Here is a 16,010-nt window from a genome sequence, read left to right on the forward strand (position 1 = left end):
TATGAAATTCAGAACCTCCAGGCTGTTCTCATTCTTTCATATGCTTCTTTCAGAAGGCTTCTGGGAGATGCCAGATTCAGACGGATGTAACCACGGCCCGCTTCACCGAATATGCTTCCCATATACACGGATACGTTGGCTTCCTTAAGGAACCACTGCTCCAGTTCTTCTTCACTCATGCCGGTTCTGGTATAATCTATCCACAGCAGATAGGTACCTTCCCTTGGCAGGATATGAAACGCTTCGAAATGTCCGGCAAAATAATCTCTTGTGAATTTTTCATTTTCATCGATATATTTTTTTACCGCCTCATACCATTCATCGCATTCCGTATAGGCTTTCTCTACGGCCGTAACCGCAAAGATGGTAGGGTTATGCATGCCGATACGGTCTATTGTGGCCGCTATCTGCTCTCTCAGCTCCCGGTTGGGAATGATCATATAGGAAACAATGACGCCGGGTATATTGAAGGTTTTGGCCGGCGAGGTTGCCAGAATCAGCCTTTCATTTATGTCTTCTGTCGCGGAAAGGAAGGTATTATGCTTCACTCCTTCTGCCGTCAGGTCTCCGTGGATTTCATCGGAAAACAGAATCAGATCATTCTTTTTACAGAATTCAGCCGTCCGGATCAGTTCTTCTTTTGTCCAGGAGCGTCCGGTAGGATTATGAGGATTGCACATAATCAGCATTTTAGTCCTCTCATCCACCAGGCTCTCCATATGGTCAAAGTCCAGTTCATATCTGTCTGCGTTTCTTGACAGCGGGCTGGAAAGCATCCTTCTGTCATTTTTGATAATGGCGCTCTGGAGCGGTCCGTAGGCAGGGGTATTCATGATAACCCCGTCCCCTTTTTCCGTATAGGTGTCCACGCAGATACTGGAAGCGATATTGATTCTGGGGCAGAATACGATCCATTCTCTCGGTATCTCCAGCCCGTACTGCTTCCTGTACCAGCGCTGTATGCTTTCAAAAAATTTATCACTTAAATCAGTATAGCCTAAAACTCCCATGTCCAGGACATCACGAAGTCCGTCTAAAATCGGATCCGGCGCCTTGAAATCCATGTCAGCCACGCCGAGGTGGATCATGTCCTTCCGGCCGTATTTTTGGTCCATGGTATCCCATTTGCCGCAATTTGTATTTCTGCGGTCCGTCATGGTATCAAAATCATATTGCATTCCCATAGAAAAACCTCCTCCTGGAATGGTTCTTATGCAGCCTCGTCTTCCTTCTGAAGGGCAAGGTATTCATCGTAATATTCATCGCCGGGTTTAATCTTGGCAATTCCGAATCCGGTAAAGCCCCAGATAATGGCGAAAATCACACCTGTATAGCAAAGGATAGCCCAGGGCAGGTAGGTCAGGGTAGGCACGCCCAGTGTGGTAGCCATGTAAACGCCCGCCGCGGTCCAGGGCACGATGGGTTCCACTACAGTAGCGGAGTCTTCCAGCGTTCTGGAAAGATTTTTGGGCTGCAGTCCCTTCTTGATATATGTCTTTGCGAACATTTCGCCGGGAACCAGAATGGAAAGCTGTCCGTTGCTGGTTACGAAAACTGCGGTAATACAGGAAACGATTGTGGATACAATCAGGCCGCCCGTGCTCTTAACGGATTTCATGAGCTTGTTCAGCACGATATCCAGGGAACCGGTAACTGCCAGGGTACCCGCAAAGCCATAAGCACAGAATGCGATGAGAACGGTATTCAGCATGGAAAGCATGCCTCCGCGTTCCAGCAGTCTCGGGATATCAGGAATCAGAGCCGCCGCATCAAAGCCTGCTTTGGTTACCATGTCAAGGCTGAAGCCGCTGATGGCTGCCGTAAAGCACTGCTGAAGGGAAAATCCCTGGAATATGGTAGCGTTGAAGAATGCAACCACACTGGAAATCAGCATAACCGGAATCGTGGGTTTCTTGCGGATGGAGCCGTAAAGTACAATAACAGGAGGCAGAATTACCAGCGGATTGAACTTGAACATTCCATCAAGGGTGGCAAGTATGGTTTCTACCTTTTCAGGAGTGGCAACTGTTCCGCCGCCTGCCAGAGAAAAGCCGGCTATCGTATAGACGATGAGGCAGATAATACAGCCGGGAATCGTTGTGTAAAACATATGTCCGATATGGTCGTACAGCTTTGCGCCCGCCGCAATGGGAGCGAGGTTTGTGGTATCGGAAAGCGGAGACATTTTGTCACCAAAGTACGCACCGGAAACCACGGCGCCCGCCACCAGAGGAAGAGGCGCGCCCATGCCTGCCGCAACACCCATCAGCGCCACACCGATGGTTCCTGCGGACCCCCAGGAGGTACCGGTACACAGGGATACCACTGCCGTTACCAGGAACGAGGTCACTGCAATGTAGCGGGGGCTGATAATTTTCAGTCCGTAATATACCATCATGGGGATGGTGCCGCCAATCATCCAGGAACCGATCAGAAAACCTACAATAATCAAAATAAAAATCGCGGGCATTGTCTTGGAAAGCTTACCTACGATGGAATTCATGATATCATCCCATGTATATCCCAGAGCAACGGCGATCACAGCCGCCACGGCCGCGGAAACAAGCATCAGTACCTCAGGACTTAAGCCCATAACCGCATATCCTACACCCAGCAGCAGTATCATGGCCAGAATCGGCAGCACCGCCAGGAAAAAGGTCGGTTTCTTTTTTTCTCTTACTTTTTTTTCACCCATATTAGATCCTCCTTGTTTTGCGTAGCAAAATGCGAGACCTCTGTCGAGCAGAGGATTCTCCCCTCTTAATGCGAATTACGCATTTCCTTCCAATTACTTTTCAACCTCAGCAATAACTTCCACTTCACACAAAACATTTTTAGGGAGCGTTTTTACAGCAACACAGGAACGGGCCGGTTTCTCTGTAAAGTATTTCCCGTATACTTCATTAAATGCGGCGAAATCACCCATATCACTTAAGAAGCAGGTTGTTTTGATTACGGACACGAAATCGGTTCCCGCTTCCTTCAGTACCGCGCCCACGTTCTTCATGACCTGTTCCGCCTGAACGGTAATGTCTCCCTGGACAACCTCCCCTGTAGCCGGGTCCACCGGGATTTGTCCTGAACTGAACAAAAGTTCATTGAACAGGATAGCCTGGGAATAAGGACCAATTGCCGCAGGGGCATTTGATGTGTAAATTTTTTTCAGCATTTCTTCCACCTCTTTCTTTGTTTTCTCTTGATGATTGCATTATATCAATAAAATATATTTTAGTCAATACACTTTTGTTTATTTATATTGTATATTGAATAAAATTTTTTTCACTTATTTATTGCACATTTACCCACAGTATTTTATAATGATAAAAAAGGCATAATGAAATTTATTTCACTTGAATTCAGAAAGGTACCGGTGATTATATGGATATTCCTTATATTGAACTGACTGCTACAGACAGGCAGATACTTAACTCCTACGCCCTCATGCTGGACGGACTGGGCGCGTATCTGGGCGAGGGCTACGAGCTTGTGCTCCACAGCCTGGAAAGCCTGGATCATTCTGTTATAAAAATCATCAACGGACATTATACGGGGCGGAAAGAAGGCTCTCCCATCACCGATCTGGCCCTGAAAATGCTGGGAGAACTGGAAAGGGATCCGGCGCGCACCGTGTCTCCTTATTTTAATAAGAACAAATCTGGCGCGCTCCTGCGTTCCTGTACCATCCCGATAACCGGGGAGCATGGCAGGATCATAGGGCTGCTATGCATGAATTTCCATATGGAAAGCCCTCTCTCCACTCTTCTGCAGAACTTTATTCCTCCTCAGGAAAACATTTCCGCTTCACAGCCACCTGCGGAAAACTTTTCGGATAATATAGACGACTTGATTTTATCCGCCCTGACGGAAACCCGCGAAGCCGTTTACAGTGACTCCGCCATTTCCTCCGCCAATAAGAATAAGGAAATAGTGCTCCAGCTTTACCAGAGGGGGATTTTCAATCTGAAGGACGCGGTTATCAAGGTGGCGGAGCAGCTGAATATTTCCAAAAATACCGTTTACATGCATATCCGTAACTTTAAAAACCAATTATAAGAAAAAATATTTTTTGAGCAAATCTTGAGATCTTCACGGCATAATAAAAAGAAACGGTAAGGAAGGCAGTAATATGAGCGGTAAAATCCTGATTGCGGATGATGAAAAGGGACTTGTTTCCATGATGAAGGCTTATTTTGAATTATCCGGTTACCAGGTTCTTACGGCCTGCAGTGGGAATGAAGCATTGAAAAAGGCCGCCTGCTGCCCGGACATTATCCTTCTGGACATCAATATGCCGGATATGGACGGTTTTACTGTCTGTCAGCGCATCCGGGAGCATGTCTCCTGCCCTATCCTGTTTTTAACAGCCCGTGTGGAAACCGGCGATAAAATCAAAGGCTTTACCTCCGGCGCCGATGACTATATTGTAAAGCCTTTTGATCTGGAGGAGCTGGGAGCCAGAGTCGCTGCCCACCTGCGCAGGGAAACACGCATAAAGAAACAGAATGTCCTGCGTTTTTTCGGAGAAATGTCCATCGACTATTCAGGACATCAGCTTCAAATCGGAGAAAACCCTATTGTACTCTCCCGAACGGAATTCGCCATTGTTGAGCTTCTGTCCCTGAATGCAGGGCAGGTATTTGACCGGGAACGCATTTATGAATCCGTCTGGGGGCTGGAAGGCGCAGGAAGCAGCGACACTGTTATGGAACACATCCGCAAAATACGCGCCAAGCTCTCGGCATATACTGACCACAATTACATTGAAACCGTCTGGGGGATTGGCTATAAATGGAATGGATAAAGAAAAAGAATCTGAAACAGTCATTTTTTATTATAACCTGCTTTTTTCTCTGTGCCGGCCTTCTGATGGCCGGACTTTCCTTCTTTCTGTGTACCGGATTGGAGCATAAGTTATCCGGCTCCGGGGGTATCGCCATTTCCCTGGAGGATAACAGCAGCTTCTCTTCTGTCCCTCTGGAAGGAAATCCGTCTTCCTTCGAACGCAACGCCGCGAGTATTCTTACTGTCCTTCAGTTCGTCCTGCCCGCCTTCTGGGTCGTTTTATCCCTGCTCCTTGCGGATATCGTATTCTATAACCTGAAAATAAGACGTTCCCTTGCCCTGCTGCAGGAAGGCGCCGAGCGGATCTGCAGGCAGGATCTTGATTTTGCCATAGAACCGGTTTCCGGGGATGAGCTGGGGCTGCTCTGCCGCTCCTTCGAGGCCATGCGTTCGGAATTAAAAACCAGCAAGCTGACACTCTGGCGGCAAATGGAGGAACAAAAAAGGCTGAATGCGGCTTTTTCCCACGATTTGAAAAATCCGGTTACCGTTCTGAAGGGCTCCGTCCTGCTCCTTCAGAAGGGATTGGATCCCGCACATCCGAATCCGAAGCTGCAGCAGGATTCCCTTAACTTAATCCTGCAGTATACCGGAAGGATTGAAGACTATATCAATGCCATGAGCCACACCCGGGAAATGGAAGCGCTGGACTGCTGTCCGGTTCCTGTCGGCAGCCATGAATTGTATTCCATCCTGAAAAAAAGCCTTCCCATTCTGGCTGAGGATTCCGGAAAACAGCTGGATATAAGGCAATCCGGAGAATCCCGGGAAATGGAAATTGACCGGCAGTTTTTTTATAACACCGCAGAAAACCTTTTCTGTAACGCCCTGCGCTATGCTGATTCACAGATAACCGTGGATATTTCCGGCAGGGACGGATTTCTTTTCCTAACAGTCACGGATGACGGCCCCGGATACCCTGCTTCTGTCCTGCAAAAGGGACCTGCTTTCTTTCTCCGGGACGACACCTCCGGAAACGGGCATCTGGGAGTCGGCCTCGCCGTCTGCAGACTCCTGTGCGAAAAGCATGGCGGAAGCTTAACATTGGAAAACCTTCAGCCAGGAGCAAAGGCCACCGCGGTTTTCAAGAGCAGGAATTCTTGAGCGTTTCTTGAGAATTGTCATATATACTCTCTTTATCAATCGATAAGGAGAGTTTTTTTATGGACATTAAAGTAAATGAAATCACAAAAGTTTATGGCATGGCTGAGAACCGGGTGACAGCGCTGAAGCCTGCAAGCATGGAGATACACAAGGGAGACTTTATCTCCATCATGGGCCCGTCAGGCAGCGGGAAAAGCACTCTCCTGCACATCATAAGCGGTCTGGATTCTCCCACTGCCGGGACGGTAACCTATGACAAAACCGATATCCATCATGGATCGGATAAAGAGCTTTCCGCCTTCCGCCGCCGGAAAATCGGATTTGTATTCCAACAGTTCCACCTGCTTCCCGTTCTGACGGCAAGAGAAAATATCTTAATGCCTCTATTGCTGGACAAGGTGCACCCGGATGAAGGACACCTCATGCAGATTGCCGGATTTCTGGGGCTTCAGGACCGTCTGTCCCATCTTCCTCACGAGCTCTCCGGAGGCCAGCAGCAGCGTGTTGCCATCGCGCGAGCCCTGATCGCCGATCCGGAGGTCATTTTTGCTGATGAGCCCACAGGAAATCTGGACAGCAAAAGCGGCGGTGAAGTGATGGAAATGCTTTGCGAGATTCAGAAGAAACTGGACAAAACCCTTATCGTCATCACTCACGACAAACAGCTGGCAGGAATGGCCCAGCGCCGATTTACTATTGTTGACGGCAAACTCAGAGAGGAGGCGGAATCATGAAATCTTATCTCTCCCTTGCATGGAAACAGCTGAAGGCGGAAAAAATCACTTCGCTGCTTATTTTATCCGCCCTTATCCTTTCCACAGTCACTGCCACCGCCGCAGGAGCATCCATTGGTATATTACAGTCCATGCGGGTACGACAGGCTGAGGGCCTGAACGGAAACCGCTATGCCACCTTCCATCAGCTGACCGAAGAGCAGATGCTGTGCCTGTCTGAAGATTCCCGCCTCGCCGATGTGGGAAGCATCCTTCAGCTCGGCAATACCCGGCTTGGAAGCAGCAGCCTTACCCTCTTTTTACGGGAATACCGCGGAAATGCCCTGGCTGCCTATCCCTCCATCGGCAGAGTTAAAGAAGGGCGCCTCCCTTCCCGCGCCGGAGAAATCGCCCTTTCCGAGGATGTACTGCAGTATCTTGGAGCCGGGAAAAAGCCGGGGGACACCCTCACCCTGTCTTTATCCGTCAGTCTGAAAACAGATGATCAGCCGCCCTATAAATACACACATAACTTCACATTAACAGGCATCCTGGAAAATGATTATCTTGGCTATACAACAGGCACTATGACAGCCCTGGCCGGAGAAGGCAGCGCAGCCGCCCTTCTTCCGGAACGTTATCTTTTGTACTCCACCGACTTTAAAACCAAAAGTACCGGGGACTTCCAGTCCACCATCGATGATTTGGCATCTCAGCTTTCTTTGGATAAGGACAACATCCAGTACAACTGGGTACTACTTGATGCCCTTGGCATCGATTATGCCGAAAAAGGAAGCTCCGATACAGGAAACGGCTTTCCCTTTATGGCTGCAGCCTGCATTTTGACAGGGGGCCTTGTCCTTCTTGCCGCAGGGCTTGTGATTTATAATATCCTGAAGGTTTCCGTCGCAAAGAGGATTCAGGATTACGGAACTCTCCGGGCCATGGGAAGCGAACGGGGACAGCTTTATAGACTGGTAACCCTCCAGCTGCTGATTCTCTTTGTCATCGGGCTGCCGCCGGGAGTTCTTGCAGGTTCGCTTTCCGCAAAGGGAATCCTTATCGCAGCTTCCGGCCTTCTCAATCCCAGCCTGTTCCTGGCCGAAAGCACGCAGGAATTGAATACAGCCATTTCCGGCAGCAGTACAGGAATGCTGTTTCCTATCCTGGCAGGCGTTGGAATCACCCTCCTCTTTTCCCTCATCGCCGCTTTTCCGGCCGCCCGGTATGCTTCCCTTGTTTCTCCGGTAGAAGCTATGTCCGGTGATGCGGTAAAAGTAAGAAGGCCCCGCCGGAAGTCCGGTAAGATCCGCTGTTTTGAAGCCTTTTATGCCAGACTGAACATAACACGCAGCCGGGGACGTTCCCTGATTACCATTCTTTCCATAATAATGAGCATCACTGTATACGTCGCCCTTCAAAGCTTCAGCGGATTGCTGGATACAAGCCGGGCAGTACAGGAAATGCATACGGGAGATTACGCAGTGACGAATGAAACAGGCGGGATCCTGCCGGAAGCGGTGACGGAACTGAAAAAAAGAGACGAAGTAAAGGAATTATATACAACTAAGCTGTCCATATATACCTGGAACAAAGACGGAAGCTTTCCTCTCCCGCTTGATTTCCCCCTGCAGTCCTGGGAAACCTTTCAGATTGCAGGAATTGATGACAGCCGTCTGGAGGAATTCCTGTCCGGCCTCTCTGACCAGGCCGCGGAAGAGGTGAAAAACGGCACAGCCTGTCTGATACACAACCCGATACCGTTCTCCTTTGAAGGGCAGACCGCCGAATCAACACAATTTCAGCCCGGAGATGCACTCACCGTCAATGGAAAGAGCCTGCATGCCGCCGGCATCATAAGCTCTCCCGTCACCATCAATAACGACGGATATATAAACGGTGTACAAATCATTGTTCCCGATTCCGTTTATGATACCCTCACCGGGAAAAACCACTATTCTGAAATATACCCGGTTCTGCAGAATGAAGAAGACTTCGATACTTTTGAAGCCTGGCTGGAACAATGGTGTAGTTCCAATCCGGGAACCCATTGGCTGTCCTACCGTCAATCGGACTCCCAGCTGGCAGAAAGCTTCCAACAGCTTAACTTCCTCTGCTGGGGCCTGATTTTATTCATCGGCCTGATCGGTCTGCTGAACATCATAAATACCGTATATACGAACATCCATACCCGCACAAAGGAAATCGGGGTACAGCGGGCAATTGGGATGAGCGTCCGGAGCCTGTATCAGACCTTTCTCTGGGAAGGGGCTTACTATGGCCTGATTGCCTCCGGAATCGGAGCAATAACCGGCTGGCTGTGCACCTCTTTTGTAAATGCAGCAGCCGTCGGAGCCTGGCAGCTTTCCTCTTTTCCTCTCCTTCCTGTACTGCAGGCCGCCCTGGTTTCCGTCCTCGCCTGTCTTCTTTCCACCGCAGTTCCGCTGCGTTCCATAGCCAAAATGGATATCGTGGGTACAATTGAGGCAATTGAATAAAAGTACATTATTTAGCCGCCCAGCTGTCGGCGGCCTTGGCATCCGCTACACAGGGAACTGAGGTCAGGATATCCGCTCCCGCCCTTTCCATAACCGTTTTCAGGCACAGGGCGGCTTCCTCTCCGTCCTCGCGGGGCACCTCCAGAAGGATTTCATCATGGACAATCCCCACCAGCTTCCAGTCCTTCTCCTTTGTTTCATGATACAAAAGCCCGAGGGCCTTCTTCAGGATATCTGCCGCCGTACCCTGTACCGGAGTGTTTGCCAGCTCCGATACCCCGGAACGTGGTGAAAACAAAAATTTGCGCCCCGTCAGGGTACGGCCCTCCGTAAAATGACCGGCTTTCAGATCATGATGCCACCAGCCTATTCCCGCATAAGCCCTGAAAAAACTGTCCCTGAATTTCACAGCTTCGTCCAGTGTCATGTCCACACCATAGGACTGCGCCGCATATTGCTGTAGCCCGGCCGCACCCATTCCGAAAATCAGGCCGAAATTCACCGCTTTTGCCGCCTGTCTCTGAGAGGCGCTCACTTTTTCCGGAGCCGTATCGGAAATCAGGGAAGCTGTCAGTCTGTGCAGATCCTCCCCTTTTGAATAGGCGCTTTTCATTCTCACATCCCCTGAAATCTGGGCCGCTACCCTCAGTTCTATCTGGGAATAATCGGCAAGGACAAGAATCCGTCCTTCAGGAGCCCTGAAGCAGCTGCGGAAACGTGTTTCCCTTGGTATCTGCTGTATATTCGGGCCCCAGCAGCACATTCTTCCGCTGTATGCTCCAATCTGCCCATACTTCGGATGAAGCCTTCCCGTCACCGGATGGATCTGGGCAGGCAGGGGATGAAGGAAACCGGAAAGCAGCTTGGAGTATTTGCGGTAATCACTGAGCGCCTTTACCAAAGGGTTATTATGATAAGGCGCAAGACTGTAACGTGAAGTGGAAGACACGGAAATCCCGTTTTTCTTCAGCAGCTTCAGAACATAGGAATTACTGTCAAAGTTTACATCCAGGGCTTCCTCCCCTCCCCACAGCGTCAGCTGGTAGGAAGGTTCCCCGCTGTAAGCATACAGCGCCTGAAGTGAGCGCTCATATTGGCTCTGTATATCCGCACACAGCCTTTCCCACTGTTCCAAATCCAGAGAAATTCCGTCATATTCCGCGCGTGCCAGAGCCGGCACACAGGCGAATTCAATATCAGCGATCCTCTCCAGCCCGTTCTCTCTGAGCTGTTCCTTCAGACATTTCCAAAGCTGCAGCAAAATACGGGAATCCAGGGCTGCATAATCCAACTGGGTATCGGTTAAGGCTCCGCTCCAGTCACCCGTCTGCTCCGTTTTATCCAGCTCTGTCCCGAGATAATGGGATGACACCGCCGCAAGGCTCACCTTACGGGGCCCTCCGCAGGGCCGCAGCAATTCCGCAGCCAGCATGGTATCCAGGATATTTTCTGGAAGAATTCCTTCTTTTCTCAAAAACTGCAGATCAAATTTGGCATTATGGAATATTTTCCCCGCCTCCCCCTCCAGGATTTCCCGGAGACACTCTGTTCCCCGGGAATCCTTCAAAAAAGAAAAACAATCAATTAATAATACTGGCATTCCCTCTGCTCCGATCTGCACCAGCCGAAGCCGGTCCTTATGCGCATCAAGGCCTGTGGTTTCCGTATCTACAGCCAGAACCTTGGCTTCTTTGAGCTTTTTCAGATATGGAATAACCTGCTCCGGCGTTCGAATCACTGTATACTCCATGGCCTCCCCTTTCCTGTTTCTTATCTCTCTTCATTATAACAGCCTTGACAGATGCCGGCAACTATAATCACAAACATATGTTCTGTCATTTGTTTTTAAGAAAGGAGCAAATACCATTATATATAAATTGAGTAATTCAAACCATATCAATTTACACTTTGAAGAAAGCTTTAAAATCAGAAACACCCATATACTAAATAGAAATATCCAATAATTTACATATTTTCAGCCCAAAAATGTGCATCTACCATTTTTTTATTCATAAAGCCCAGCTTCTCGGCAAGAACAATGGATTCAGCTCTAAAAGGCCAGCATGACCACGATGGTTTTAACCCTTTCTTAAGGCACTCTAGTATAAATGAATGTGCGCATATAGTTGCCATCCCCTTGTTCCTGTAATTTTCATGAGTAAAAATATCAATTTCTGCTTCTCCTCCCCCGATAAATATCGAAACACATTGACTTATAACCGTACTGCCTTTCATAATTCTACATCCCATTTGCCTGTGAGAATAACCGGTATTTTTTAAAACATTATACTCTCTTAGCTCCTCGTCCTTCATCATTGTTAATGAAAATTCTTCAGGTAATGCACGAACTTCTAAATTGAGAAATTTTTCTTGGCTAAAATCGAAAATGAATCTTTGGATTCGGATAACCCCCTCATCAGAAAATATTTTATCTAAGCACGTTCTCGTCTGCTCGTCAAAGGAAAATAACACCATTTCTTTTTCTGTCATAGCAGGAATAAGTTCACTAAATAAAAAAGATTTCATTTCTAACATAAAATCCTCACTTGAATTTAGTGTATCATAGTATATAAAACCACCATCCGGCAATATAAATATGTTCTCTGGATTTTTCACATTATCAACAAATACTTTTCCACCATTATTTTTTTCTATTACCGAATAGATTATAGGAATACTATGATCTATATTTTTAAAATTTTTAATAGCTGTTTCATATTCATTATTTTGTAAAAGCATCATTTCTTTAATACCTCCATAATTTTTCTTCCTATCATTAGTTATAAATACAACATATCATAGAAAGATTTATTTTTCATTAACAATTTATCTCTCGACTGTATGTTTTAAAATTTCATCTCTCTTTCAGAATGGTTATACTCCTGCTCCTCAGACCAGCACAATTTACAATATAAACAGTTCTTTTTCCGTATTTAATCCGCTCTACTCTTCGTATAATAATAGAAAAGACGTTTTAATGCAGGCACAAACAATCTCAGGCATTACAAGGAGGGAGTACATATGGAACATCTGTTTCAGGCAATCAACAATATTTTCGACTTCGTCATCCCCGTTTCAGACTTCTTTTGGGATTTTCCCACCAATTTCAGCTGGTATGCATCCATTCCTATCCTGGGAAATTTTTCCCTTGCGGTGATTCTTCTTATCGGATCAGGCATTTATTTCACCCTGAAAACAGGCTTTATCCAGGTAACTCATTTCGGTAAAGGCATACGGATACTGGCACAGAAAAAAAGAGATGAGATCGGTATCTCATCCCTGGCTGCTTTTTTCCTGAGTTCCGCCATGCGAGTGGGGCCGGGAAATATTCTCGGAGTAACGGGAGCCATTGCAGTCGGCGGGCCCGGCGCGTTGTTCTGGATGTGGGTTTCCGCTTTTTTCGGAATGGCTACCGCCTATACGGAGGCCGTACTGGCCCAGATTTTTAAAGAAAGGAAAAAGGATGAATTCGTAGGCGGGCTTCCTTTTTATGGGAAGGTTCTGCTGGGCAACAAGCTTTGGGCCGGGATCGCACTTTCCCTGATGTATATCATTTATGCCATGTGCTGTCTTCCCGCCCAGGGTTTTAACGTAGTCAGCTCCATCGGACAGATGGTGGAAATCACCACCGGCGCTTCCCTGGAGGACACTTCGGTATTTTACTATGTGGTAGCCCTGCTGCTCATCGCAGTGACGGCTTATATCGCATTCGGCGGAATCCGTAAAGTTACAAAAGTCACCGATAAGGTGGTTCCTGTGATGGCCGTTGTATATGTGGCTGTCGTTTTTGTACTGATACTTCTGAATCTGCATTCCGTTCCCTATTTTCTGGGGGCTGTATTCGGGGGAGCTTTTACCCCTCAGGCCATATTCGGCGGTGTGTTCGGAACCGTTCTTGTACAGGGCGTTAAGCGCGGGCTGATGTCCAACGAAGCCGGGCAGGGTACCATTACCATGGCGGCGGGCGCGGCGAATACCAATCATCCCTGCGAACAGGGGTGCGTCCAGTCAATCGGCGTATTTCTGGATACCATGGTTATCTGTACGCTTACCGGTTTCGTGGTAGTCATGGCCCACGTTTGGACCGGCAGCGAAGCCGAAGCCTGGTTTGCTCTGGACAGACTTCCCAAATTCCTGGAGTCTGCCAAGGCGCTTACGCCGGGCACCGCCATGAATGCAGTCGTTGCATTTCTGCTCACCTTCTGCTTCTGTCTGTTCGCATTCACCTGCTTAGTGGGAATGATTTCCTTCAGTGAAATTGCAGCTAACCGCATCAGCTCCCGGAAACGTGTTATTTACACGGTACGAATCATAGGGATTATCATCATAGCCTTCGGCATCGCCTGTTCCCTTGCAGGCATTGAATTGGGGAACCTGTGGGCAATATCCGATTTGGGTAATATTTTAATCGTATTCGCCAATGTTCCGCTCCTTTATCTGGGCGCTAAATATGTATTCAAGGCAACCTCACATTATAAAAAGAATGACGGAAGCGCCTTTGATTCCTCTGTTATCGGACACAGCTGCCCTTATTGGGATGAGGAGGCCGATAAGCAGAGCTGATTATTTACTAATTCTCATAATCTATAGATTCTGAAAGCTATCCGGGAAGGAACCTCTCATGTTATAAAAAAGACATGGGAGGCTCCTTCCTGATTTTTTCTCCCTGAAAGCTTCCTGGAATCTTCAAAAACTCTGTTTTTTCTTTTTCGCTCTTCCCTGTGCAAATATTTATTGTATATAAAAGAATGAAATTAATATTTTTAATACATATTCCGAAACAATAAATATTATTAGCATATTGAAAGATAACTTCCATATTTATAGTCTTTAGTAGGGAGGGCAAAACCATGGATAATATTACAAAATTAGTAGGCACCAGGATCCGGGGATTCCGTAAAGAAAAGCGTTTAAGCCAGGAAGAGCTGGCAGAGAAATGCAGTCTTCACCCTACCTATATCGGGCAGCTGGAACGAGGCGAAAAGAACCCCACCATTGAAAGCGTCATGAAAATTGCAAATGAGCTGGAAATACCCATCGATCAGCTTTTTGTCAACATCACCAGTTCCGGCGCAAAGGCTGTGGACTATATTCCGGACCGTATCATGTATCTCGTAGCTGAATTATCTCCGAAGGAGCAGCGGATTATTTATGATTTAATTATTCAGGCGCTCAAATTACGTAATTAAACACAAAAAAACCACAGGAAGCTTTCTGCGCCACCCCACGCGAAAGCAGATCCTGTGGTTTTTTATTTAACATACGGATGGCCCGCAGAGCGCGGCATCCGCTGTTTCATACGGACACCAATGCATCCGTTTTTGTACTTCAGAACTTAAACTGCATTTTTTCAGGCAAAAGGATTTTCTGTAGGATACATCATTCCCTTAGGCTGATTGAAGTTAATTTCATCCATTTCCACACCGATATATTTAAATACTTCATACAGTGTTTTTCCGAAATGTCCGAAAGCAACAGCGCCATGGTGAGGATAATTCTTCTCAACCAGTACATGACGATAGAAACGTCCCATTTCAGGAATTGCGAATACGCCGATTCCGCCGAAGGAACGGGTTGCAACAGGAAGAACCTCACCCTGTGCGATGTAAGCGCGCAGCTTGGAATCCGCTGTGCTCTGCAGACGGTAGAAGGTGATATCTCCGGGGATAATATCTCCTTCCAGGGTACCCTGGGTTACTTCTTCCGGAAGGCTTCTTGCCATGATGAACTGATATTTCATCTCGCAGAAGGACAGCTTGCTGGAAGCGGTATTTCCACAGTGGAAGCCCATGAAGGTATCCTTCTGTGTATAGTTGTATTTTCCTTTGATATCGGATTCAAACATATCGGCAGGAACCGTATTGTTGATATCAAGCAGAGTAACCACATCATTGCTGACAACCGTTCCGATGAACTCGCTGAGCGCTCCGTAAATATCAACCTCACAGGAAACCGGGATTCCTCTCTTGGTAAGACGGCTGTTTACGTAGCAGGGAACGCAGCCAAACTGTGTCTGGAATGCAGGCCAGCATTTTCCGGCAACCGCTACGAATTCACGGCTTCCCTTATGTTCTTCAATCCAGTCAAGCAGAGTCAGTTCATACTGAGCCAGTCTTGATAAGATTTCGGGTTTCTTGTTTCCTGTACCCAGTTCTTCTTCCATATCCTTTACAACTTCCGGAATTCTTTCATCTCCGGCATGATTGTTGAAGGCTTCAAAGAGATCCAGTTCGGAGTTTTCTTCGATTTCCACACCCAGGTTAAACAGCTGCTTAATCGGAGCATTGCAGGCCATAAAATCTTTCGGGCGGGGACCGAAGGAAATAATTTTCAGGTTCTTAAGTCCAACAACCGCTCTTGCAATAGGTGCAAATTCAGCGATCATGTCAGCACATTCGGAAGCGGTTCCAACCGGGTATTCCGGAAGATATGCTTTCAGGTTACGAAGCTTCAGGTTATAGCTGGCATTCAGCACGCCGCAGTAAGCGTCGCCTCTTCCGCTCACCAGATTATCTCCGGTCTCTTCAGCAGCAGCTACCACCATAGCCGGTCCGTCAAATTCCTTGATCAGCAGGGTTTCCGGTGTCTCAGGCCCGAAGTTCCCAAGATAAACAACGATAGCGTTGCAGCCGGCTTCTTTTACGTCAGCCAGTGCTTTTCTCATATCGATTTCATTTTCGATACATACAGGGCATTCATACAGGCCATCCCCGTATTTTTCCTTATAAGCAGCAACTACGGCTTTCCTTCTGGATACAGATAAATCCATAGGGAAGCAGTCACGGCTTACCGCTACGATAGCAATTTTTTCTTTCGGCATGTTATTCATGTCTTTCCTCTCCTTCCGCGGCCA

At 47.6% G+C, this 16,010-nt stretch carries 13 protein-coding genes; 7 read left to right on the forward strand and 6 right to left on the reverse strand.

Going from position 1 to position 16,010, the window contains the following annotated elements:
* Positions 1-8: 8 nt before the first annotated feature.
* From BLA28_RS24105 to BLA28_RS24115, 3 genes are all read right to left on the reverse strand, one after another.
* Positions 9-1,184, reverse strand: a complete 1,176-nt coding sequence (locus tag BLA28_RS24105) for a MalY/PatB family protein (RefSeq protein ID WP_069158440.1) — start codon at positions 1,182-1,184, stop codon at positions 9-11.
* A 26-nt stretch (positions 1,185-1,210) separates the two neighbouring features.
* Positions 1,211-2,695, reverse strand: coding sequence for a Na+/H+ antiporter NhaC (nhaC, locus tag BLA28_RS24110; RefSeq protein WP_009250159.1), 1,485 nt, complete (start codon positions 2,693-2,695; stop codon positions 1,211-1,213).
* A 93-nt stretch (positions 2,696-2,788) separates the two neighbouring features.
* Positions 2,789-3,169 carry a RidA family protein gene (locus BLA28_RS24115; protein ID WP_069158441.1) on the reverse strand — a complete coding sequence of 127 codons (381 nt, stop codon included), beginning with the start codon at positions 3,167-3,169 and terminating at the stop codon, positions 2,789-2,791.
* Between the two features lie 209 nt (positions 3,170-3,378).
* Between BLA28_RS24115 and BLA28_RS24120 the strand changes: the two genes are divergently transcribed.
* The 5 genes from BLA28_RS24120 (at position 3,379) to BLA28_RS24140 (ending at position 9,157) form a co-directional block, all read left to right on the forward strand.
* Positions 3,379-4,053: a helix-turn-helix transcriptional regulator gene (locus BLA28_RS24120; RefSeq protein ID WP_069158442.1), complete on the forward strand. Its 675-nt coding sequence runs from the start codon at positions 3,379-3,381 to the stop codon at positions 4,051-4,053.
* 73 nt (positions 4,054-4,126) lie between these two features.
* Positions 4,127-4,801 carry a response regulator transcription factor gene (locus tag BLA28_RS24125; RefSeq protein WP_069158443.1) on the forward strand — a complete coding sequence of 225 codons (675 nt, stop codon included), beginning with the start codon at positions 4,127-4,129 and terminating at the stop codon, positions 4,799-4,801.
* The gene (locus BLA28_RS24130) at positions 4,789-5,946 is read left to right on the forward strand and encodes a HAMP domain-containing sensor histidine kinase (RefSeq protein WP_069158444.1); all 1,158 of its coding nucleotides are present in this window, start codon (positions 4,789-4,791) and stop codon (positions 5,944-5,946) included. Before BLA28_RS24125 ends, BLA28_RS24130 begins: the two co-directional genes overlap by 13 nt.
* A gap of 59 nt (positions 5,947-6,005) precedes the next feature.
* Positions 6,006-6,680: an ABC transporter ATP-binding protein gene (locus BLA28_RS24135; RefSeq protein WP_069158445.1), complete on the forward strand. Its 675-nt coding sequence runs from the start codon at positions 6,006-6,008 to the stop codon at positions 6,678-6,680.
* Entirely contained in the window at positions 6,677-9,157 is a 2,481-nt protein-coding gene (locus tag BLA28_RS24140; protein WP_069158446.1) for an ABC transporter permease, read from the forward strand. Before BLA28_RS24135 ends, BLA28_RS24140 begins: the two co-directional genes overlap by 4 nt.
* 7 nt (positions 9,158-9,164) lie before the next feature.
* Here the strand turns inward: BLA28_RS24140 and BLA28_RS24145 are convergent, their stop codons facing one another.
* Together BLA28_RS24145 and BLA28_RS24150 are read right to left on the reverse strand one after the other, a co-directional pair.
* Positions 9,165-10,907: a bifunctional 3'-5' exonuclease/DNA polymerase gene (locus tag BLA28_RS24145; protein WP_069158447.1), complete on the reverse strand. Its 1,743-nt coding sequence runs from the start codon at positions 10,905-10,907 to the stop codon at positions 9,165-9,167.
* A 215-nt stretch (positions 10,908-11,122) separates the two neighbouring features.
* On the reverse strand, positions 11,123-11,899 hold the full coding sequence (locus tag BLA28_RS24150) for a GNAT family N-acetyltransferase (RefSeq protein ID WP_069158448.1): 777 nt from the start codon (positions 11,897-11,899) through the stop codon (positions 11,123-11,125).
* 279 nt (positions 11,900-12,178) lie between these two features.
* Between BLA28_RS24150 and BLA28_RS24155 the strand changes: the two genes are divergently transcribed.
* On the forward strand, positions 12,179-13,720 hold the full coding sequence (locus BLA28_RS24155; protein WP_069158449.1) for an alanine/glycine:cation symporter family protein: 1,542 nt from the start codon (positions 12,179-12,181) through the stop codon (positions 13,718-13,720).
* A gap of 287 nt (positions 13,721-14,007) precedes the next feature.
* Entirely contained in the window at positions 14,008-14,346 is a 339-nt protein-coding gene (locus tag BLA28_RS24165; protein ID WP_071699526.1) for a helix-turn-helix domain-containing protein, read from the forward strand.
* 161 nt (positions 14,347-14,507) lie between these two features.
* Here BLA28_RS24165 and BLA28_RS24170 read toward each other — a convergent pair whose 3' ends face one another.
* On the reverse strand, positions 14,508-15,986 hold the full coding sequence (locus tag BLA28_RS24170) for an L-fucose/L-arabinose isomerase family protein (RefSeq protein WP_009250172.1): 1,479 nt from the start codon (positions 15,984-15,986) through the stop codon (positions 14,508-14,510).
* Between the last annotated feature and the right edge of the window lie 24 nt (positions 15,987-16,010).

This window comes from Eisenbergiella tayi (assembly GCF_001881565.1).
Taxonomy (GTDB): domain Bacteria; phylum Bacillota; class Clostridia; order Lachnospirales; family Lachnospiraceae; genus Eisenbergiella; species Eisenbergiella tayi.